This window comes from Bacillus sp. PK5-006 (assembly GCF_054161415.1).
The window spans coordinates 2,660,402-2,681,531 of the sequence record NZ_CP096414.1; the positions used below are offsets into that span (position 1 = coordinate 2,660,402).

The window sequence follows — 21,130 nt, forward strand, 5'->3', positions numbered from 1 at the left end:
TTTTTCACACAGCAGGATGATGGGATAAAACGAATCAACTTCTCGAACAATACGGACATCGCCAAACAAATCAAAATGATTGACCTGACACAGCATGACCTATTGTTATTAAAACAGCTCAATCCAATTGTTCAGGATGATATTGCCCATATTGTTGATAAGTTTTATAAAAATTTAGAAGTCGAGTCTTCCTTGATGCATATCATTCAAGACAATAGTTCTGTCGATCGTTTGAAAAAAACACTCCGCATTCATATTAGCGAAATGTTTGCAGGTGTGATTGACGAAGCCTATGTGGCAAAACGCATTAAAATCGCGCAAGTTCATTTACGGATTGGGCTCCAGCCTAAATGGTACATGGCAGCATTCCAAGACCTTCTGCTATCCATTATGGATTTATTCGCTAACCATATCCAAGATTTCAAAGAATATCAGACAGCGGTCAAAGCGACGACGAAAATTTTAAATTTAGAGCAGCAGTTAGTCCTAGATACATTCCAAAATGAATATTCTAAAATTCGTGATGAAGCAGAAGAGCAGCAGCAGGAGCTTCATACAAAAATCACAGAGACTTCAAATTCGCTTGCTTCGCTCTTCTCAAACACAACAAGTGCAGTCGACAAGCTTGTCTCAAAATCGGATGAGATGGCGGACATGTCACAAGCTGGAACACAAATTTCAGCACAGGTCGAAGAAAAATCAATCGGCGGTAAAAAAGAATTAGAAATTCAGCAAACACAAATGAACCAAATTGATGGCAGCATGACAAAGATTGAAACAGAAATTAAACGCCTTGAAGAAATCGCCAAACAAATTGAACAAATCTTTGGGATTGTCACAGGCATTGCAGAGCAGACGAACTTGTTATCTTTAAATGCTTCAATCGAATCTGCACGAGCAGGTGAACATGGAAAAGGCTTTGCTGTCGTTGCAAACGAGGTACGCAAATTATCAGAGGACACCAAGAAAACGGTTTCAACTGTATCTGAACTTGTCAACAATACGAATTCACAAATCGCCATTGTTTCTCAGCACATTGCGGACGTGAATTTACTTGTGACAGACAGTAAAGAAAAAATGACACAAATCAATTCACTCTTTGATGATATCGTCAGCAGCATGAACTTAAGCAAAAACCAAAACGGAAAAATTGAAATTGACCTTCAGACCTTCCTTAACGAATTGAAGGAAGTCAAACAAACGGTGTCTCAAGTCGCAAGCTCCGTCGAATCCTTAACAAGCCTGACAAATCGCTAATACAGTCTTTTTTCTTCTGCTTTAGTATAATAGAAGAAAAGATAGAAAAGGCGGGATTTGATTGACAACAATTTGCCTAGTCAGACACGGGGAAACAGATTGGAATGCAGCGAAACGAATTCAAGGACGAACAGATATCCCTTTAAACGACACAGGTAAATGGCAGGCTGAACAAACTGGACTTTACTTAAAGGATGTCCATTGGGATGTTGTCATTTCCAGTCCACTAACAAGGGCAAAAGAAACGGCACACTTGATTTTAAATCATGTCCATGCCCCACTTGTCATCATGGATGATTTTATAGAACGAGATTATGGTGACGCTGAAGGCATGTCGTTTGAGGAGCGTCAAAAGCTGTTTCCAGATAAACAATATCCAAATATGGAACCAATTGAGACGATTCAAAACCGAATGCTGGAAGGTATTGAGAAAGTCAGAGCCGCCTATCCAGATCAACATGTCCTGATCGTGGCTCACGGCGCTGCTATCCATGCTTTACTCACCTCTTTGGCTGATGAACATATGGGTCTACAGAACACGAGACTTGTTAATGCTTGCTTAAATTATGTGGAATGGTCAGATGGTAAATGGAAGGTCCGTGATTACAACGTGGTCAGCCATTTAACTCAATCCGCCCCTTCTTAAAGAGCCTGTTATCTTAGCAGGTTCTTTTTTATGGCAAAAACAATGATAAAATAATATTTTTTTATATCGAAATTCGAAATAGATGCTAGACGATTCTACCTATTTTATGGCTTTTCGGGTATCGAATATTTAACCGGAAATGGATGATGAGAAAAAAAGCACACTCCCTTTTTAATAGATCATCGCTGAAATGATAGAATAAACATATTTTACCACCAGTTCCAAGTGACTTAATTCCCCAATTTTCGCTAGGACTTTCACAAAAATTCGGGTCTACTCTTATTTGCCTACTTCCCTTAAACTGAATATACAGAATAATCAAACGGATCATTCTTATAGACTACGGATGATTATTCTGAAATAAGAAAAAGGGATGTGGAATGTGCGTGAAAAAGAAAAATGTGATGACAAGTGTTTTATTGGCTGTCCCTCTTCTGTTTTCAGCAGGGTTTGGAGGCTCCATGGCAAATGCCGAGACGGTCTCCAAAACAGATAGTGAAAAAAGCTATATTGTTGGTTTTAAAGCCTCTGCCACCACAAACAGCTCTAAGAAACAAGCTGTCATTCAAAATGGTGGAAAACTAGAAAAACAATACCGCCTCATTAATGCTGCACAAGTGAAAATGTCCGAACAAGCCGCCAAAAAACTTGAACATGACCCTAGCATTGCTTACGTAGAAGAAGACCATAAAGCAGAAGCATATGCACAAACCGTCCCTTATGGAATCCCTCAAATCAAAGCTCCAGCTGTACACGCTCAAGGTTATAAAGGTGCTAATGTCAAAGTAGCTGTCCTTGATACTGGAATCCACGCTGCACACCCTGACTTAAATGTTGCAGGCGGTGCGAGCTTCGTCCCTTCAGAGCCAAATGCCACCCAAGACTTTCAATCACATGGAACTCACGTAGCTGGAACCATTGCTGCCCTTGATAACACAATTGGTGTTCTTGGGGTCGCTCCAAGCGCTTCCCTATATGCTGTGAAAGTATTAGACCGCAATGGCGACGGACAATACAGCTGGATTATTAGCGGTATTGAATGGGCTGTTGCCAATAACATGGATGTCATCAATATGAGTTTAGGCGGAGCAAGCGGTTCAACAGCACTTAAAAATGCCGTTGATACAGCAAACAACCGCGGAGTCGTTGTTGTTGCCGCCGCAGGTAATTCAGGCTCTAGTGGCTCTAGAAGTACAGTTGGCTATCCAGCCAAATACGAGTCAACAATTGCTGTTGCCAATGTAAACAGTAACAATGTCAGAAACTCATCTTCTAGCGCAGGTCCTGAATTAGATGTTTCTGCACCTGGTACTTCTATTTTAAGTACAGTGCCAAGCAGTGGATACACTTCTTATACTGGAACATCTATGGCATCTCCACATGTAGCAGGAGCAGCAGCGCTTATTCTTTCTAAAAACCCGAACCTAACAAATTCACAGGTTCGCCAGCGCTTAGAAAATACAGCGACACCGCTTGGTGACTCATTCTATTATGGAAAAGGGTTAATCAACGTTCAAGCTGCTTCTAACTAACCAAGTGTGATAAAAAAATCCGGCTGATCCAGCCGGATTCAGCGCGTAGACAAACCCTCGCATTCGGTGTCAGTCCTGCGTGCCGGTGCTCACGAATGCTCAATTCGCTCCGCTCCGGTACTCGTCCTTCCTAGACTTCAAAGGTTTCTATCACGCTGAAAAGAAGACAAAGAGCTAAAATAAAAATCATTTTAGCCCTTTGTCAACAATCTAAATCCGGCTGATCCAGCCGGATTTTATTTATTACTGCTTTTTCGGCGTTTTCTCTTTTTCCGCCGCTTTTTCCATATCCATGATTCTCTCCATCATGGTTGGGTGTCCATAGCGGAAGATCTTCACTAAAAACGGTGGATTTACCTGGGACAGCCCTGATTTTGCAAGCTTTTGAAAAGACGTTACGCCTGCCTCCCCGTCTTTTGTCATGTTCACCGCATATTCGTCGGCTGCCCGTTCTTGATGCCTTGACACTGCATTTGTAAAAGGTGAAGCTGCAAAAGACAGCATCGATACGATGATTAAAAGAAGCGGAAGAGCAGCAATGTCGTGTGACACCTTGAGACGAAATGTGGCTGCTCCTTTTTGATAAAGATAAAAATAAAGACGGTCGATCGCAAATAATCCGGCCAATGACAGCACTAAATATCCTGCTAATCCAATATAGACATGTTTCATGACGTAATGTCCCATTTCATGCGCCATGATAAATAAAATTTCTTGGTCTTTCAGCTTTTGCAGTGTTGTATCCCATAAGACAATACGCTTATTTTCACCAATTCCTGTGACATAAGCGTTCATCGTATTCGTTTTCTCAGACATATTGACCTCATATACATGATCTGCCGGAATATGCGCTTTGTCTGCCAGCGTTAATATTTTCTTCTCTAGAGCTTGATCCTTTAGTGGATAAAAATTGTTATATAACGGATCAATGACGACCGGTTGTATAAAGAAGAGAAACAGCGTAACTGGGACTGTCAAACACCACGCATACAGCCACCAGCGTTTTCTTCTCTTTTGTATCAACCAAAAGAACACAATAGCACAAAGGGAAAGAAGCGGATATTGAATCCAAAAATCCAGTGTTTGATCTTTCAACCAGCTTGCCGTACTTTGTGCAGATACTCCGTAGTGCAAAGAAAGCTGATAGCCAATCCACTTAATTGGCAATGAAATGATCATTGTTAGAAGTGACAGCACAAACACATACACAAGTTTGCTTAAAAACTTGAAACGAGCTGCTGCCAAGCTCCAGTCTGCTATTTTCCGTGAATACCCTGAAATGAGCAAAAGGAAAAAGACATACCAATCTAATGGGATGGTGATGAAATACAGCAGATTCCGTATATTCGAGAAATTCTCGCTGATCACAAGCTCATGACTTGTCATAAAGGTATGCGGATCTGCACTTGTCCCTTTTACACTTTCAGGTACCGATGAATCTCCCATTAGAAACAGATACGAATAAATAAAAAGACCGTACAATATGTATGCTACTGTTGCAAGAGCCATCCATTTACGTACTCGCACAGGTCAGCCTCCTTTCCATCCCTCTCTCTATTCTAGTCACGCATTTTTTCGTTTAGAACCTGTCTCATGTGGCTCCATCATAGCATGCCCCATCAGAAAAAGCTTTCGCGAAAAAAATGATTATGCGACTCAAAAATCGGAGAAGCTACATGTAAAACAGTAAGTTGGAGGATCAAAATGAAGAAAATCCTTGCAGGAGTTGTGATTTTTGGACTTTTATTAATCACCTTCTTTTATGTGTTCAGCCGGACGAGCGAAATCTTTGATGAGAATCGAGCTGAAAAATTGCTGCTCTCACCTGCGAATGAATCCATCTCTTATGAAATAGATGATAAGGACACAGTAGAAGATTTAATTGAAGAATTAAATAAAGGCAAACAAACAAGCAATCATCTCAAGAAAAATTTAAAAAAGCCCGATTATATCGCCAAGGTGATGTTCGGACGAACAAACGGCACCACCTTCCAGCTTTGGACCAACCGATCACAGGTCGTTTTTTTAGTTGATGGAACGTTTTATGAACTGAATCAAAAACAGTCGAATTCTTTTCAGAGACAGTTAAAAGAAGCCATTCAAAAGAGCTAAAATGATCTTTGAAAGAAAACTTTGAATTGCGAGGATTTGTCTACATGCTAAGGGAGTCTCCTCATCAGAGACTCCTTTTTTTTATTTACTTTCTTCTGCTTGATACTTTTCTCTTAGCGCTCTTCTTAAAATTTTACCTGTTGTGTTTTTAGGAATATCATCTATGAAATGGATCGTTTGGGGCTGCTTATATTTTGCTAAATAGCGTGAACAATGTGTGATGATGTCTTTTTGATTGATGTGAGCATGTTTCTTAGGGGAAATGTAACAGACGACTGCCTCTCCCGTGTTCGGATCTGGCACACCGATGACAACGGCTTCTGCTACAGCTTCATGTTGATAGAGTACTTCTTCTACTTCTCTTGGATAAACATTATAACCGCCAACAAGAATCATATCCTTTTTCCGATCGACAATATAAATATATCCTTCTTCATCTCTTCTCGCCAAATCGCCAGTATACAGCCAGCCGTCTCTTAGTGCAGCTTCTGTATCTTCTGGCATTTGATAATAGCCTTTCATGATGTTTGGCCCTTTTGCTATCAGTTCTCCGACTTCATTTGGACCGACTTCTTCTCCTAGTTCATTCACAATTTTATTCTTCACATTCATAATGTCAGTCCCGACAGAACCTGGTTTTCTTTTTCCATCAAGAGGATTGAATGCAGTCACTGGAGATGCCTCTGATAGCCCATAGCCCTCAAGGACCGTAACACCGAATTTTTTCTCAAAGCCATGGAGTAAGGCAACAGGCATTGAGGCACCACCTGATATACAGATCCTCACGGATGACATCGCTTCCTCATGCCCCTCCTGGCGGTACAAATAGTTATACATGGTGGGCACTCCAACAAATAGCGTTGGCTTCTCTTTTTCCATCATGCGCAAAAGCTCTGACGGGCTGAAATGCGGCAAGACATAAATCGTCGCACCATGAATCAACGGCGCATTCATACAGACTGTTAAACAAAATACATGGAACATTGGCAAAGCGGCAATAACCTTGTCCTCTTTATCAATCGATAAATACTCAGCGACATCTCTGGCATTTGAATAAAGGTTGAAATGAGTCAGCATGGCACCTTTTGGTTTTCCTGTCGTGCCAGATGTAAATAAAATAACAGCAGTATCATCTGGCTGAATGGAAGGATGTACGTTTTCATTCGCAGCACCTGACACAAGTTTTCCAAAGAAAACAAGTCGATCAGATACTTCCTTGAAGCTTGATCTGCACGCCGATTCATTTTCTGCACAAATAATGACTCTTTCAATGGACGGAAGCTGCTCATACACCTGCTCGTAAACTGGCAGAAGCTGTTCAGGCGCCACAATACCTTTCACATCGCCTGTGATGAGCATATATCCAATTTCACTAGGTGTATACGTTGGGTTAATAGGTACAACGACAAGCCCTGCCTTTAATGCGCCAAAAAAAGAAATGACAAAATGCGGTGAATTTCCTAAAATAAGCGCGATATGATCCCCGGCTTGAAACCCTTCGTTGACTAATCCATCTGCAAAACGCTCGATACTTGTCATCAGCTCTCGATAGGTCCACTTCTTTCCTTCAAAGATCAGTGCGATATTTTCTCCCTTCGTCATCGCCGTCTGCTGAAGATTTTTGATCAAATCCATTCTCCCACCCCTTACATGTCATCAATGAATGAATGACCATTCATTTTATGGCCGAACATTCCTCCTTTCTATTATAATAGACAATCGAAAAAATCCACAAGATCAAATGTAAATCGCTTTCATTTCCTTCAATCAAAAAAGCACTGCTATCTCTAGCCGTGCTTTCTCGAATTAATAAATCAAATCAAGAAAATCCTCTTTTGATACGTTGCCGAAATAGTGGCGCATATCCATATCTTCTAAGACATCACTGATCGTTTTACGATCATATTGCTGTCCGATGAGCCGCTTCTCAATATCGGCAATATCCCCTACGCCAAAGAAATCACCAAAGATTTTGCAATCCTGGATCATCCCTTTTTTCACTTCTAATCGCAAATCAATGGAGCCTGCAGGGAATCTCTTAGAATGCTGCAAATTAAATTTCGGTGAACGGCCGTAGTTCCATTCCCATTTTTGATAACGATCTCGAGAAATTTCGTGAATCTTTTCCCAATCCTTTTCAGTCAGGCGATATTGAGGAACGTCCCCATTTGTATCAAAAATGTAGCTTAAAAGAATTTTTCTAAATTCTTCTGTTGTCATTTTTTGATCCATCAGTTCACTGATATTGGCAACCCTGCTTCTAATCGATTTGATGCCTTTTGATTCAATTTTTTCTTTTTTCACATTTAAAGCCGAAACGACATGTTCAATTTCTGAATCAAATAGCAGTGTGCCATGGCTGAAAATACGTCCTCTTGTTGCGAACTGGGCATTTCCAGAAATTTTACGTCCATCTGCCATGATGTCATTTCTGCCGCTCAATTCAGCTTTAACGCCCAGCTTTTCAAGCGCTTTGATGACTGGCTCTGTGAACTTTTTAAAGTTATGGAAGCTGTCTCCATCATCTTTTGTGATAAAGCTGAAGTTTAAGTTCCCTTTGTCATGGTAAACTGCACCACCGCCGGATAAGCGGCGCACGACTTTGATTCCGTTGTCTTCCACATACTTTGTGTTGATTTCTTCTATTGTATTTTGGTTCTTTCCAATAATGATCGACGGCTGATTAATGTAAAACAGCAAATAGGTTTCTTCTGGATCTAAATATTTTAAGCAATATTCTTCAATTGCCAAATTAATCATTGGATCATAATGTTGTTCGTTATCGATAAACAGCATCTCTATCTTCCTTCCTTGTTCCATCTAAGCCCTGAATGGGCAAGCTGTATACTGCCAGTATATAACGCCTGTGCTTCATTGACTAGGTCTTTATGACGACCAAAATGGGGCAGATGAGTGATGATGAGTTCCCCAACATTTGCTTCCTTTGCAATCTTCCCTACTTCCGTACTGTTCATATGTCCAGCACCTGATCCATCTTGTCCAGCGTAAAAATTGCTTTCGGCAATGAGCAGATCTGCCCCCTTGCTAAATGGAATAAATGCCTCCTGATAGCTTGAGTCTGCTGTATACACGACCACAGCATCTTCTGCCTGAATTCTCATCGCATAGCATTCTGCTGGATGAACCGTTTTCAAAAAATCAATTTGAAAGGGTCCGAGTTGAATCCCTTCTTCCGGCTGATAAGGCTTTGCCTTTGTATGTACATCATCAGAAAGCCGTCCAAATGCTTCTTGATCACCAGTATGTCCATAGATCGGAAGCGGGCCGCTGCTTTTTCCTAAATGATATCCCACTAGCTTCGCATATTGGAGTGGTCCGATATCTGCAATATGATCGTGGTGATAATGAGAAAGGAGAACAGCATCTAGTTCTTCTATATCAATGTATTGCTGAAGCTTTGAAAGAACACCGCTTCCGCAGTCTACAAGAAGACGAAAGCCATTTGATTCAAAAAGGTAGCCTGATGTCGCTTCACCAGCTGCCGGAAACCCTCCATAGCATCCAATTACGGTTAATTTCATCGTCATTTTTCCCTCCTTTTCTAAAAATCCCCTTCTTACAATATACCCATTTTTCATGAAAAAAGCATTCTTCCTGCCTATTGTTACAAAACAGATTGACAATTATTAATCTGTTATAATACAATAATAGCAACAAAACGTATAGGAGGATGACAAATGCTAGGAAAAATCACAGAGTTTTTTAGAAATTTGCCCTCAAAAAAATGCACAAAATGTGGAAATGATTTAATGGAACAGCACGAGTGTTATGGTAATGAATGTGAGGAATGCTCACAAGTAAGTTATCTTAAATAAGGAAATAAATTGAATAAAAAAGCACTTTTTTCCTCCTTCGTCAGTTGGAGTCAAAAGTGCTTTTTATTTTTTCTGAAAAATAGGTAAAAAGGTAAAACCCCTGTCACAAAAGGGTTTTTTAGTATTTTCATATGATGAGTTTTAGTTCTGAAGACACTTTTTATTGACTCGAAGCAATGAAGGGGGTTCTAAATGTCTATTTTTTCTAACAATTTTGTATTTTCTTAATATAATTTTATCGTGGACGAACCTCTTTAATTTTAGTTATACTTTAATTCATATATTAAAACTTAATATGATGGGAATATTCCTTTAATGAATATGTTAGGGAGGAAATCTATGAAAAAATTAAAATTTGGATTGGCTACTCAAATCCTAATCGGTCTTATTCTCGGTGTCGTTGTTGGGGCAATCTTTTTCGGTAACCCAGGTGTCGAGACATACTTAAAACCAATTGGAGACTTCTTCTTAAGACTCATCAAGATGATTGTCATACCAATTGTCGTATCCAGCTTAATTTTAGGTGTTGCAGGTGCGGGTGATGGTAAAAAAGTAGGGAAACTAGGTTTTAGAACCATTCTTTATTTTGAAATTATCACAACATTTGCGATTGTCCTTGGTCTTGTCCTTGCAAACTTTGTACAACCTGGTGCAGGCGTTGACTTTGGACATGCAGAAAAACAAGATATTAGCCAGTATGTTGAAACGGAAAAAGAGCAAAGCAGCAAATCAGTTGCTGATACGTTCCTTCATATCGTTCCAACGAACTTCTTCCAATCATTGGCGGAAGGTGATTTGCTTGCGATTATTTTCTTCACTGTGCTATTTGCACTTGGCGTTTCAGCGATTGGGGAACGCGGTAAACCAGTGCTCGCCTTCTTCGAAGGTGTATCACATGCCATGTTCCATGTCGTCAATGTTGTGATGAAAGCTGCACCATTTGGTGTATTTGCACTCATTGGTGTGACCGTATCAAAATTTGGTCTTGAATCTCTTATTTCATTAGGTAAGCTTGTAGGTCTTGTTTATTTTGCGCTCGCTCTCTTCCTTATCGTTGTATTCGGAATTATCGGAAAGATGATTGGCGTCAATATTTTCAGATTTCTTGCTTACATGAAAGACGAAATGCTTCTTGCCTTTAGTACATCCAGCTCTGAAACAGTTTTACCAAGAGTCATGGATAAAATGGAGCGCATCGGATGTCCAAAAGGAATTGTTTCGTTCGTTATCCCAATCGGTTATACATTTAATCTGGACGGCTCCGTCTTGTATCAAGCCATTGCTGCGCTTTTCCTTGCACAGGTATATGGCATTGACCTTACGATCGTCCAGCAGCTTACACTAGTTCTTGTGCTGATGGTTACATCTAAAGGAATGGCTGCCGTTCCTGGTACTTCATTTGTTGTATTACTCGCGACATTAGGAACGATCGGTGTACCTGCTGAAGGTCTTGCATTTATTGCAGGTGTGGACCGTATCATGGATATGGCGCGGACAGTTGTAAACTTAACAGGAAATGCACTTGCAGCTGTTGTCATGTCTAAATGGGAAGGGCAGTATGACCCTGAAAAAGGACATCGTGTGATGACTGGACAAGAGGCACCTGAGCCAACACAGCTTTCAAGCTAATCAAAAAGAACCCCATCTATCAGGGGTTCTTTTTTTATGCTGTGATTAATGGTGATTGAATATAGTAGTAAAGGAGATCCGCTGTATGGATAAGTGAATCTTCATGTGTTCTTTCAAAAGCATGCGAGGAGTCTATACCAGGACCAATCAGTCCATGAATGATATCATGCCCTGCTCTAATGGCTGCTGATGCATCAGAGCCATAATAAGGGTAAATATCAAGGCGGTAATCAATGTTGTTCTCTTCTGCTAATGCAGCTAAATGCTTGCGTAATCCATAGTGATAAGGGCCGCTCGAATCCTTTACACAAATCGATACACTATATTCATCTGTTGATTGACCGTCACCGATCGCACCCATATCTACAGCTAGATATTCCACTGTTTCTTCTGGAATATTCGAGTTGCCGCCGTAGCCAATCTCTTCATTATTAGAAATTAAGAAATGCGTCGTATGCGGCAATGTGATCTTTTCCTTTTGAATCCGGTGGATGAGACGCAAAAGCAGCGCAACACTTGCCTTATCATCAAGATGTCTTGATTTAATAAACCCTGAAGACGTCACTTCCACTCTCGGATCAAATGAAATAAAGTCCCCTACTTGAATGCCAAGTGCTTTGATATCGTCTGCATTTTTCACCTTTTCATCGAGACGAATCTCCATATTTTCTTGATTTCGTTTCGCTTTTCCAGCATCCGCATAGACGTGTACGGATGTTTGATGCATAAGAATGGTCCCTGTGTATGTATGGCCTGATGCTGTTTCAATTTCACAATATTCGCCTTCAATTGAGTTATATTGAAAGCCTCCAATGAGTGCAAGACGAAGCCGTCCATTTGATTTAATTTCCTTAACCATCGCACCGAGCGTATCAACATGCGCTGTCAGCATGCGGTGTTCTTTGTCATTTGTCCCTTTGATGGTGGCAATTAATCCGCCTTTTCGATTTCGTTTTGTCTCAATATTTAAATCTTGTAAAAAACGTTCAACAAAGCCGATCACTTTTTCTGTATTGCCTGATGGACTTGGGATTGATACGAGCTTTTGAATCAGCTGAACGGTTTCGTTTACTTCAGTTGTCATTCGGCATTTCCTCCTTTGTCTGAAAGCAATTCCTTCCATGTATGCCTTTTTCAGCATCTCTTCTTAAAATATATCGCTTCAGGTTCGAGATGTCTAATTTCAAATGAAAAATCCTTCCTCTATAAAGAGGAAGGATTCATAGATTAAGCTTCGTCCTGTTTCATTTTTCTTACGTTCCAAGCAAAGTATGCTGTTGTTGCTGCCATCATGATGATCGCAACTGTTCCAAGGATCGCTGCTTGGTGCCATAAATAGCTGTCATCACCGCTTGCAATGATCGTTCTAAACCCGTTGATGGTATACGTCATTGGAAGTAGACTATGAATGACTTGGAAGAATTTCGGCACAAGCTCAAGCGGGAATGTACCAGCACTTGCTGCGAGCTGAAGAACCAAGATAATAACGGCAATGAAGCGTCCTGGGTTCCCCATAGTTGTCGCCAGCAGCTGAATGATCGCTAAGAATGTCAGACTGACGATAATCGCAAAGAGATAGAAGCGCCAGAGGCTTTCCACCTCAAGACCAAGCCCAAAGATGAGCATGGAGCTTGCAATAACTGCTTGCAGGATACCGACAAAGAGGAGCACACTATATTTGCTGAAAAACCATTCAAACGCATTTCTAGGGCGTCCAGCAGGGTCTTTCATTGGGAATACAACAGTGAGCATGAGAGCCCCTACAAAGAGTCCCATCGATAAAATATAAGGTGTGAGCCCTGTACCATAATTATCGATCTTTTTCGCTGTATCATTTTCTGTTTTCACGGGACTCGCAATCATATTGTAATTGTCTTGACCCGCATCAATTTCTCCTGTTTCATCTGCGGCACTTTTTAATTTATCAGACAGCTTACCTGTACCGCTCTTTAAATCTCCCAATCCTTTATCGAGTGATTTTGAACCTTCAGCAAGCTTAGATGTGTTGCTTTGGATATTCGTTGAACCACTTTCCAGCTTATTTAACGCTGCACTAAGCTGGCTTGAACCATTCGCAAGCTTATCTGCACCGTTTTTCGCTGTATCAAGCTTTCCATTTGCTGTTTGCAGACCATCTTGTAATTGGCCTTGACCTGTTTGGAGCTTCAGTGCACCTTGATACAATTTATTCGTACCAGATGTCATTTGATCAATCGCATTTTGTATCGCGAATGTAGACGTGTACAGCTGTTCCGTTTTCTTTGGCAGCTGTTTGACTTGCTGCAGCTGAGCTTTTGCAGAAGCAACCGCAGATTGAACCTCACCTGCATCAGGCAGTTCCTGCAAGGCCGCTAAGCTTTGTTCAAGTCCAGATAGATCAGGCAGTTCGATTTTAGGCAGACTGTCAAGCTGATCCATTGCCGCCTTTTTCTCTTCATCTGTCATTGAGCTGTTTTGGATGATGCTTTTTACTTTAGCATCTCGATTCGATAACGCTTCTTTTAATGAAGCCAGTTTTGTACTAAACGTTTTTGCGTCTTTTTTCACCTGATCAAGTTTAGGCGCCATCTTTTCAAGATTCGCTAATTCTGGTGACGACAAGACTTTTTCTACTGCTTCGATTTTTTCTGAAAAAGATTGTGCTTTGTTGTTTAGCTGCTCAATACCCGCTGTAAATTGCGGCATTTTAGAAGCGAGCTGCTGATGACCTTCGCGGCTTGTGTTTAGCCCTTCAGTCAATGTATCAATCCCTGTACCAAGCTCTCCAAATTTCTGATCGATGGTTTGATAGCCTGTTAAGAGCTGGCCAAGACCGCTGTCAAGAGATTGTATCCCTGTGTTCAGTTCACCCATTTTACCAGCAAACTGATGAACACCTTCGCTATAGGTTAACGTTCCCTCAGCCAATTTTGCTAGATTTTCTTTTAATTTGTTACTGCCATCTTTTGCATTTTTTGTTCCGTCATCAATTTTCTTCGCACCATCGCTTGCTTGATCTAAGCCTTTTGCAATCGTTTTGAAGTTATCAAAAATGACCTCTGCGTAATTTTTTGTGACTTCCTTTGAAACCGAATCTTTTAATTTGATAATGGCATTATTCGCAATTTGTGACGCCGCATAGTTGGCGCCTGGATTCGTATAATATTTCAGATTCGATTTTTTCGGATGTTTATCAAGGACTGTACTTGCATTTTTCGAGAAATCCTTTGGTATTTCCACGACGAGATAATAATCCTCGTTATTTAATCCCTTCAAGGCTTTTTCTTCACTATCGACAAAGTTCCATTTGAAATTATCATTTTTCTTTAATTCCTTCACTAAATCATCGCCGACATGCAGTGTTTTTCCGTCATAATGACTGCCTTCGTCCAAGTTGACAACCGCTACAGGCAATTGATCAACTGTACCATATGGATCCCAGTACGCTTTTAAAAATACGCCGCTGTAAATCAGCGGAATAAATAAGACAGCGAAAATCGGGATCAGTAGTTTTTTGCTCGTCACAATGTCTTTCCATTGATTCCGAATTAAATTCATTGCTGTTTTCCTCCCATAGATGAATGACTAAATTTAGAATTTGGTCATTTGAACTTAAAAAAAATTATGTTGCGGCTAAAAGTCCTTTGAGTACATAAAGCTCCAGCGACTCGGCCACCTCTTCTTTTGTTAAAGGCTCGTATCGCTTTTCCCAATCAAAAATAAGTGCAATATATAGTTTCACCATCACAAATGCAGTCAATTCAGGATCACATGGCTTAATATCGCCTTTATCAATCGCTTCTTTTACTTTCGTTTTAATATAGCGAATGATCATTTGCTCCATCTTCTCAATCATTTCCTTGACCGCTGACGTGCCAAGCTCCGCATTTTCCTGAAAGATTTTGATTGTGAGCTGGTGGTTTTTTCGAAATTCCAATATTGCAAAGAGTGCTAAATGAAGGTTTTCAGAGAAACTTTTCTCCTCATCCATTGCTTCATCCGCAATTTTCCTCATCTCCATTAAAAGGGATGTAAAAATTTCATCGAACAGCTCTTCTTTGTTTTTGAAAAAGGTATAAATGGTTCCTTTTCCGACATTGGCAAGCTTCGCCACAAGGTCCATTGTGGTGGCTTTATACCCGAATTGAGTAAATGCCTTCGTAGCCCCGTCTAAAATCATTTGTCTCCTATCAACACTCATGATCTCACTCCCAAAATGACTATTTGAACGTTTTGGTCATTAAGTACAGAAAGTAATATACCATATCCTTTTCTCCAGATGCAACAACTTTGTTCAGTTTTATGATTCACAACTCTTTTTGAATTATTCGAACATGAAAAACTCCCTTTCCTTGATAGAAAAGGGAGTTTATTTTATGAAAATAGATAAGATACAGCCTCTGAAATGGCCGCTTTTCCTTGATCAATACAATCAGGGATTCCGACACCTTCAAAAGCAGCACCTGTGATATAAACACCAGGATATGATTGCTTAAACGTTTCTCGCATGTTCGAAATGGCTTTTTGATGACCGACGTGATATTGCGGCATGCTCGTCTTCCAGCGAGTCACTGTCGTCAGTTCTGGATCTGCTTTAATATCCATAATTTTCTTCAAATCCTCCAGCACAATGCTGACGATTTGATGGTCTGACTGCTCGACAATTGATTCGTCGCCAGCCTTCCCTACATAAGCACGCAATAGCGTTTTTCCTTTAGGAGCTGTATGCGGCCATTTTTTGTTCGTCCACGTACAGGCTGTAATAGAGAAATCACTGTTTCTTGAGATGACAAAACCAGTACCGTCATATTCATTATGAACATCCTCTTCTTTAAAACCGAGTGCAACCGTTGCAACAGAAGTAGATGTCATATCATGCAAGTACTCAAGCCCCGCTTCTTTTGGAAACATGGAATAGATCGATTGATGCGGAGTTGTCACAATGGCTGAATCAGCAAAAAGCGTTTGACCGCTGTCTAACTGCACACCGTAGCCCCCATCTGTTTTTTCAATCTGCTTCACTTTTGTCCCTTTATAAATCGTTGTCAGCTTGAGCTTGCTTTCTACTGCTTCAACAAGCGCTTGAAGTCCTTGATTGATCGTTTGGAACTGCCCTTGTTTTTTCGCTGTCACTTGCTGCGCTTTCGCATGCTGCTGTGATTTTTTCATCCCAAGAATCAAACTGCGATGCTTTTGTTCTGTTTGATAAAACTGCGGGAAGGTGGACATTAAGCTGAGACGGTCAATGTCACCTGCATAAATGCCTGATAGAAGAGGTTCGATTAAATTCTCAACTACTTCATCACCGACACGTCTTCTAAAAAATTCACCGAGCGACTGATCTTCTGTTTGCTTGCTTTTTGGCAAGACGAAATCCATTGCGGCTCTCGCTTTTCCTGCAACTGAAAAAAGACCGGTTGTGATGAATGGGCTGATTTGAGTTGGAATACCCATGACAGCGCCTTTTGGCATCGGGTGAAGGGTTTCATTGACTAGTACATATGCCTGCCCTGTTTCATTATTGACGAGCTGATCTGCGAGACCCACATCCTTCGCCAGCTGCGGTCCACTGACCTTTCTTTCTAAAAATGAATCAGGTCCACGTTCAATGATGTAGCCGTCTTTATATAATGTTTGGATTTTTCCACCTAGCCTAGGGCTCGCTTCAATAAGAGATATTTGAATGGGAAGACCTTTTTCTTCGACTTCCTTTTCCAAATAGAAGGCGGCGGCTAAACCAGTGATGCCACCGCCAATGATGACAAGGTGTTTTTGATTGTCATGCATAGGATCGCCTTCTTTTATATAATTACTTGCTTTCGTCAAGCTTCTTTAATACGACAGTTGCGAGGGCATCAATAAATGCTGGTTTCGCATTTGGCATTTCTGGTCGATAGTAGGCTGCACCGATTTCATCTGTCACGACTTTACATTCATAATCGTTGTCGTATAACACTTCAAGATGGTCAGCGACAAACCCAACAGGCACATATACGAACGTTTTATAGCCTTTTTGTTCGAATAGGTCCCGTGTTAAGTCTTGAACGTCTGGTCCAAGCCATGGATCAGGCGTGTTGCCTTCGCTTTGCCAGCCAATTTCATAATGTTCAATTCCTGCACCTTCTGCAATCATTTTGGCAGATTGTGCGAGCTGATCAGGATATGGATCTCCTGCTGCAATAATCTTTTCAGGAAGGCTGTGTGCAGACACAATGAGTACGGCTGATTCTCTTTCCTCTTCACTCATTGATGCATACGTATCCTTCACTTGTTTCACCCAATAGTCCACAAACTTCGGCTCATCGTACCAGCTTTCCACAGACGTCATCTTCAGATTGCCAAGCTTGTCTGCCTCATCTTGTGCACGCTTGTTATACGATTTCACGCTAAAGGTTGAAAAATGCGGCGCAAGAACAATACTCACTGCTTCTGTGATGCCGTCCTTGTGCATCTCTGCAACTGCATCCTCAATGAACGGCTCAATATGCTTTAAGCCAATGTAGACATGAAATTCAATGTCGTCTTGGATGTCGTTCAAATGATCACACAAACCATTTGCCTGCTGTTCGGTAATTTTTGATAAAGGAGAAATACCGCCGATTGCCTTGTAGCGATCCTTCAAATCTTGCAGCATCTCTGGCTCCGGCTTTCTGCCTCTGCGGATATGTGTATAATAACGCTCAATATCTTCTTCTTTATATGGGGTGCCATATGCCATGACAAGAAGTCCCATTTTCTTTTTCTCCACAACCAACACTCCTTCAGATCATTTGAAATAGTTTAGATGGATGATTTTTTATGTTTCGCTGAATAATCGTGAATAAAATCTGTCAGCTTCTTTAACGTATCTGGTGAAACATCTGGAAATACCCCATGACCTAAGTTAAAGATAAAGTGATCTGATTTCATTCCTTGATCTAAAATATCTTTTGCTCTCTCTTCAATGACTTCCCAAGGAGCAAGTAAAATAGTTGGATCAAGGTTCCCCTGTAACGTTTTTGTGAGCCCTTCTTTTCTTGCTTCGTCTACACTCATACGCCAATCCAGTCCAACCACATCAAGCGGCAGGTCATGCCAATCTTTCGCTAAATGGCTTGCACCAACTCCATACATGATCATTGGGACGTTTTCAGACTTCAGCTCTGTGAAAATTCGCTGCATGACAGGCTTAATGAATGTCCGGTAATCTGCTGCATTTAAAGCGCCAACCCATGAGTCGAAAATTTGAAATGCACTGACCCCGGCTTTTACCTGCGCACGTATGTACGTGATCGTCATATCAGCTAACTTGTTCATGAGCAGCATCCACGCCTCAGGATCACTGTACATCAGCGCCTTTGTTTTATGATAATTTTTAGATGGACCGCCTTCAATCATATAGCTTGCCATCGTAAATGGTGCGCCAGCAAAACCGATAAGCGGAACATTCAGCTGCTCCTTCGTTAAAAGCTGAATGGTATCAAGCACATATGGCAGGTCTTCTTCAGGATGAAGTTCCCCAAGACGTTCAATATCTGCTTTAGATCGAATCGGTGCATCAATCACAGGTCCAATTCCATTTTTAATTTCTACGTCCACTCCAATAGCCGGAAGCGGGGTCATAATATCTTTATATAAAATAGCGGCATCTACACCATATTGTTCTACAGGAAGTCTTGTTACATAAGCACATAACTCTGGCTGATGCGTAATTTCAAATAGCCCGTATTTTTCTTTAAGGGCACGATATTCAGGCTGTGAGCGTCCTGCCTGTCTCATATACCACACTGGTACATGGTCTGTTTTTTCCCCTTTACACGCCTTTAAGAACGTGTCATTAAAAACCTTCGTTTTTCCCATTACCTTTCATTCCACCTTTCGCCTTATACTCTCTTTTTGTACAAGGCTCAAACCTGCTTTTACTATACCGTTTTTTCAAGGCACGGTATACTAAAGCGGCTCAATGTTCAAAAAATCGCCGAATATTAACGTCCAAAAGCCTCTGGCTTGACATATGGACTGCCTTCTCCTTCTTCTTGCGTTTGGGTATTATATGGAACAACCTTATACTCTGCATTTGAAAATACATTGGCATACGGCATTGTATAGCTGTCCACGCCTGTCACTGTGTCGATCAGCGTCTCGCTTCCATTTCTCTTTTCATAGATGCGGTATTCAATGCGTTTATCCTCCTGATTGTCCCAAGACAGCTCTAATGTAAACAAGCCTTTGATTTTAAACGCATAGCGAGCTTCAAATCCTGATAATCCCTCTAAATGGATGGGCGACTCGAGCTCTTTAATCCCCTCTGGTTTTTCAAACGTTTCATTGGTGATTTGAGCTGCTGTTAAAATATCTTTAAACAGCTGCACAGGGTATTGACTGCCTCCAGTTAAATAGTGGCTGTTATCTGTTTTGTCATACCCCATCCAAATTGCACCCGTTGTACTAGGCGTATAGCCGGCAAACCAAGCATCCTTTGTTGCACCTTTCACACCTGAATATGTGGTCGTACCTGTCTTACCTGCTAAATCTCCAGCGTATGAACCGCTCTGGGCTGTTCCGCCCTTGACGACTTGCTGGAGCATTCTTGTCATATTCCAAGCATTCTGCACACTAAATACTCGTTCTTGCTGACTACGATTCTTTTCTACAGTTTCTCCTTCATCATTGGTGATTTTTTGAATAAAGAAAGGCTTTTTATATACACCTTCATTTGCAAAAGTATGAAGGGCTCCAGCGATCTGTAATGGAGAAACTCCTTTTTCTAAACCGCCAAGTGCAATAGCTAAGCCTTTATCCGAGATATCTATCCCCATTTTCTCGAGATATGATTTCGACGTATCAATGCCCAGCTGGCTTAATGTCCACACAGCAGCGGTATTTTTACTTTTCATGAGGGCTTCCACCATTGTGACCCTGTCTTCATACTGCCCATCGTAATTCTTAGGTGAATAGCCGTCATAGCTTTTTTCTTTGTCTTCAAGCAGTGAATAAGGTCTGAATTTTTTCTCCTGCATTGCCGGGCCGTAGACTGCGATCGGCTTAAAAACAGATCCCGGCTGCCTAACAGCTGTCACCCTGTTGTAGCCTCTTGCCTGATATTCTCGTCCCCCGATGGCTGCTTTCACTCCACCAGACTCGTTATCAATGAATACGGCGCTGCCTTCCGGAGAACCGCTTTTTCCCGGGAAATAACGGTTGTTCTTCATCGCATCATAAGCGGTTTTTTGCAGATTCATATCAATCGGAACTGTAATGGTATAGCCGCCTTGAAGCAATTGTTCATGCGAAATGGCATACTCTGATTCTGCTTCTTTAATAATGAGATCAACATAGCTGTCCACCCAAGGCGTTTCTGATTTCTTTTTTAAATGAATGCCTAGTGTTCTCCCTTTTGCTTCTACTGTTTCTGTTGAAGACAAATATCCTTGTTCGTTCATTAAATTCAGGATGGTGTCCCGCCTCTGTTTATTTTTATCAGGGTGTAAAACAGGCGAGTAAGAAGATGGTGCCTTTGGCATCGCAGCGAGTGTGGCACCTTCGCTGACCGTTAAATCTTTCACATCCTTACTAAAATAATAATTGGCTGCTGCCTGAATACCATAAACACCATGGCCAAAGTAAAGCTGATTCAAATACATCTCTAGCAGCTTATCCTTTGAATAATCTCTCTCTAAATTAATGGCAATAATGACTTCTTTCGTTTTTCGAAGAAAGGTTTTATCATTTGTGAGAAAAATATTTTTTGCGAGCTGCTGGGTAATTGTACTGCCGCCCTCTACCTTCCCTCCTGCTAATATATCTCGATAAACCGCCCTTGAAATAGACTGTGCATCAATTCCGTGATGCTCATAAAAACGCTTGTCCTCGACAGCCACAAAAGCTTTTGCTACTTTATCAGGCACCTCTTTTAATGACACAGGGTCCCGATTTTCTGAATACATGCTTGTGAGTTCTTTTCCATTCTGATCAATGATTTTGGAGGAAGCGTGAAAAACAAGCTTCTTTTCATCTATGACATAATGTCCTAAAAATAAAATCGTCAGATAGCCAATGAATGAGAGTACGATTGTACTTCCTGCAATGACTAATGGAATGATTATCTTCTTTTTCTTCAAATTAGGTCACCTCATTCCTTTATACGGATAGTATGGGAT

General features: G+C 41.0%; 17 protein-coding genes and 1 pseudogene. 7 read left to right on the top strand and 11 right to left on the bottom strand.

Annotation, left to right across the window (positions count from 1 at the left end):
* Positions 1–75 precede the first annotated feature (75 nt).
* From M1D84_RS13825 to M1D84_RS13840, 4 genes and pseudogenes are all read left to right on the top strand, one after another.
* Positions 76–453 (top strand): annotated as a pseudogene (locus tag M1D84_RS13825) (protoglobin family protein); the annotation flags it as partial.
* 6 nt (positions 454–459) lie between these two features.
* On the top strand, positions 460–1,257 hold the full coding sequence (locus tag M1D84_RS13830) for a methyl-accepting chemotaxis protein (RefSeq protein ID WP_416232528.1): 798 nt from the start codon (positions 460–462) through the stop codon (positions 1,255–1,257).
* Between the two features lie 61 nt (positions 1,258–1,318).
* Positions 1,319–1,903: a histidine phosphatase family protein gene (locus M1D84_RS13835; protein ID WP_234107695.1), complete on the top strand. Its 585-nt coding sequence runs from the start codon at positions 1,319–1,321 to the stop codon at positions 1,901–1,903.
* A gap of 386 nt (positions 1,904–2,289) precedes the next feature.
* Complete coding sequence (locus M1D84_RS13840; protein WP_044335827.1) at positions 2,290–3,435, top strand: serine alkaline protease SapB; 1,146 nt, start codon at positions 2,290–2,292, stop codon at positions 3,433–3,435.
* 243 nt (positions 3,436–3,678) lie between these two features.
* Here the strand turns inward: M1D84_RS13840 and M1D84_RS13845 are convergent, their stop codons facing one another.
* Positions 3,679–4,962, bottom strand: coding sequence for a M48 family metallopeptidase (locus M1D84_RS13845; RefSeq protein ID WP_073204584.1), 1,284 nt, complete (start codon positions 4,960–4,962; stop codon positions 3,679–3,681).
* Between the two features lie 177 nt (positions 4,963–5,139).
* On the opposite strand from M1D84_RS13845, the gene M1D84_RS13850 reads away from it, so the two are divergent.
* Positions 5,140–5,547, top strand: coding sequence for a hypothetical protein (locus M1D84_RS13850; protein WP_024426550.1), 408 nt, complete (start codon positions 5,140–5,142; stop codon positions 5,545–5,547).
* 81 nt (positions 5,548–5,628) lie between these two features.
* On the opposite strand, the gene M1D84_RS13855 is transcribed toward M1D84_RS13850, so the two are convergent.
* The 3 genes from M1D84_RS13855 to M1D84_RS13865 form a co-directional block, all read right to left on the bottom strand.
* Positions 5,629–7,182: a fatty acid--CoA ligase family protein gene (locus tag M1D84_RS13855; protein WP_073204581.1), complete on the bottom strand. Its 1,554-nt coding sequence runs from the start codon at positions 7,180–7,182 to the stop codon at positions 5,629–5,631.
* A 171-nt stretch (positions 7,183–7,353) separates the two neighbouring features.
* Positions 7,354–8,343 (bottom strand): lipoate--protein ligase, encoded by a 990-nt coding sequence (locus M1D84_RS13860; protein ID WP_024425472.1) that lies wholly within the window; start codon positions 8,341–8,343, stop codon positions 7,354–7,356.
* Between the two features lie 2 nt (positions 8,344–8,345).
* On the bottom strand, positions 8,346–9,089 hold the full coding sequence (locus M1D84_RS13865) for an MBL fold metallo-hydrolase (RefSeq protein ID WP_087977044.1): 744 nt from the start codon (positions 9,087–9,089) through the stop codon (positions 8,346–8,348).
* A 156-nt stretch (positions 9,090–9,245) separates the two neighbouring features.
* Between M1D84_RS13865 and yhfH the strand changes: the two genes are divergently transcribed.
* On the top strand, positions 9,246–9,383 hold the full coding sequence (yhfH, locus tag M1D84_RS13870; protein ID WP_008359029.1) for a protein YhfH: 138 nt from the start codon (positions 9,246–9,248) through the stop codon (positions 9,381–9,383).
* A gap of 339 nt (positions 9,384–9,722) precedes the next feature.
* Positions 9,723–11,012 (top strand): cation:dicarboxylate symporter family transporter, encoded by a 1,290-nt coding sequence (locus M1D84_RS13875; RefSeq protein ID WP_024425470.1) that lies wholly within the window; start codon positions 9,723–9,725, stop codon positions 11,010–11,012.
* A gap of 34 nt (positions 11,013–11,046) precedes the next feature.
* Here M1D84_RS13875 and M1D84_RS13880 read toward each other — a convergent pair whose 3' ends face one another.
* The 7 genes from M1D84_RS13880 to M1D84_RS13910 form a co-directional block, all read right to left on the bottom strand.
* On the bottom strand, positions 11,047–12,096 hold the full coding sequence (locus tag M1D84_RS13880; RefSeq protein ID WP_024425469.1) for a M42 family metallopeptidase: 1,050 nt from the start codon (positions 12,094–12,096) through the stop codon (positions 11,047–11,049).
* Between the two features lie 143 nt (positions 12,097–12,239).
* The gene (locus M1D84_RS13885; RefSeq protein WP_458106302.1) at positions 12,240–14,549 is read right to left on the bottom strand and encodes a YhgE/Pip family protein; all 2,310 of its coding nucleotides are present in this window, start codon (positions 14,547–14,549) and stop codon (positions 12,240–12,242) included.
* Between the two features lie 64 nt (positions 14,550–14,613).
* The gene (locus tag M1D84_RS13890) at positions 14,614–15,192 is read right to left on the bottom strand and encodes a TetR/AcrR family transcriptional regulator (RefSeq protein ID WP_024425467.1); all 579 of its coding nucleotides are present in this window, start codon (positions 15,190–15,192) and stop codon (positions 14,614–14,616) included.
* A 173-nt stretch (positions 15,193–15,365) separates the two neighbouring features.
* Positions 15,366–16,778 (bottom strand): protoporphyrinogen oxidase, encoded by a 1,413-nt coding sequence (gene hemY, locus M1D84_RS13895; protein WP_044333704.1) that lies wholly within the window; start codon positions 16,776–16,778, stop codon positions 15,366–15,368.
* Positions 16,779–16,800: 22 nt separating this feature from the next.
* Positions 16,801–17,739 (bottom strand): ferrochelatase, encoded by a 939-nt coding sequence (gene hemH / locus M1D84_RS13900; RefSeq protein WP_024425465.1) that lies wholly within the window; start codon positions 17,737–17,739, stop codon positions 16,801–16,803.
* A 32-nt stretch (positions 17,740–17,771) separates the two neighbouring features.
* Entirely contained in the window at positions 17,772–18,830 is a 1,059-nt protein-coding gene (gene hemE, locus M1D84_RS13905; RefSeq protein ID WP_024425464.1) for a uroporphyrinogen decarboxylase, read from the bottom strand.
* A gap of 125 nt (positions 18,831–18,955) precedes the next feature.
* Positions 18,956–21,091, bottom strand: a complete 2,136-nt coding sequence (locus M1D84_RS13910; protein ID WP_034624029.1) for a transglycosylase domain-containing protein — start codon at positions 21,089–21,091, stop codon at positions 18,956–18,958.
* Between the last annotated feature and the right edge of the window lie 39 nt (positions 21,092–21,130).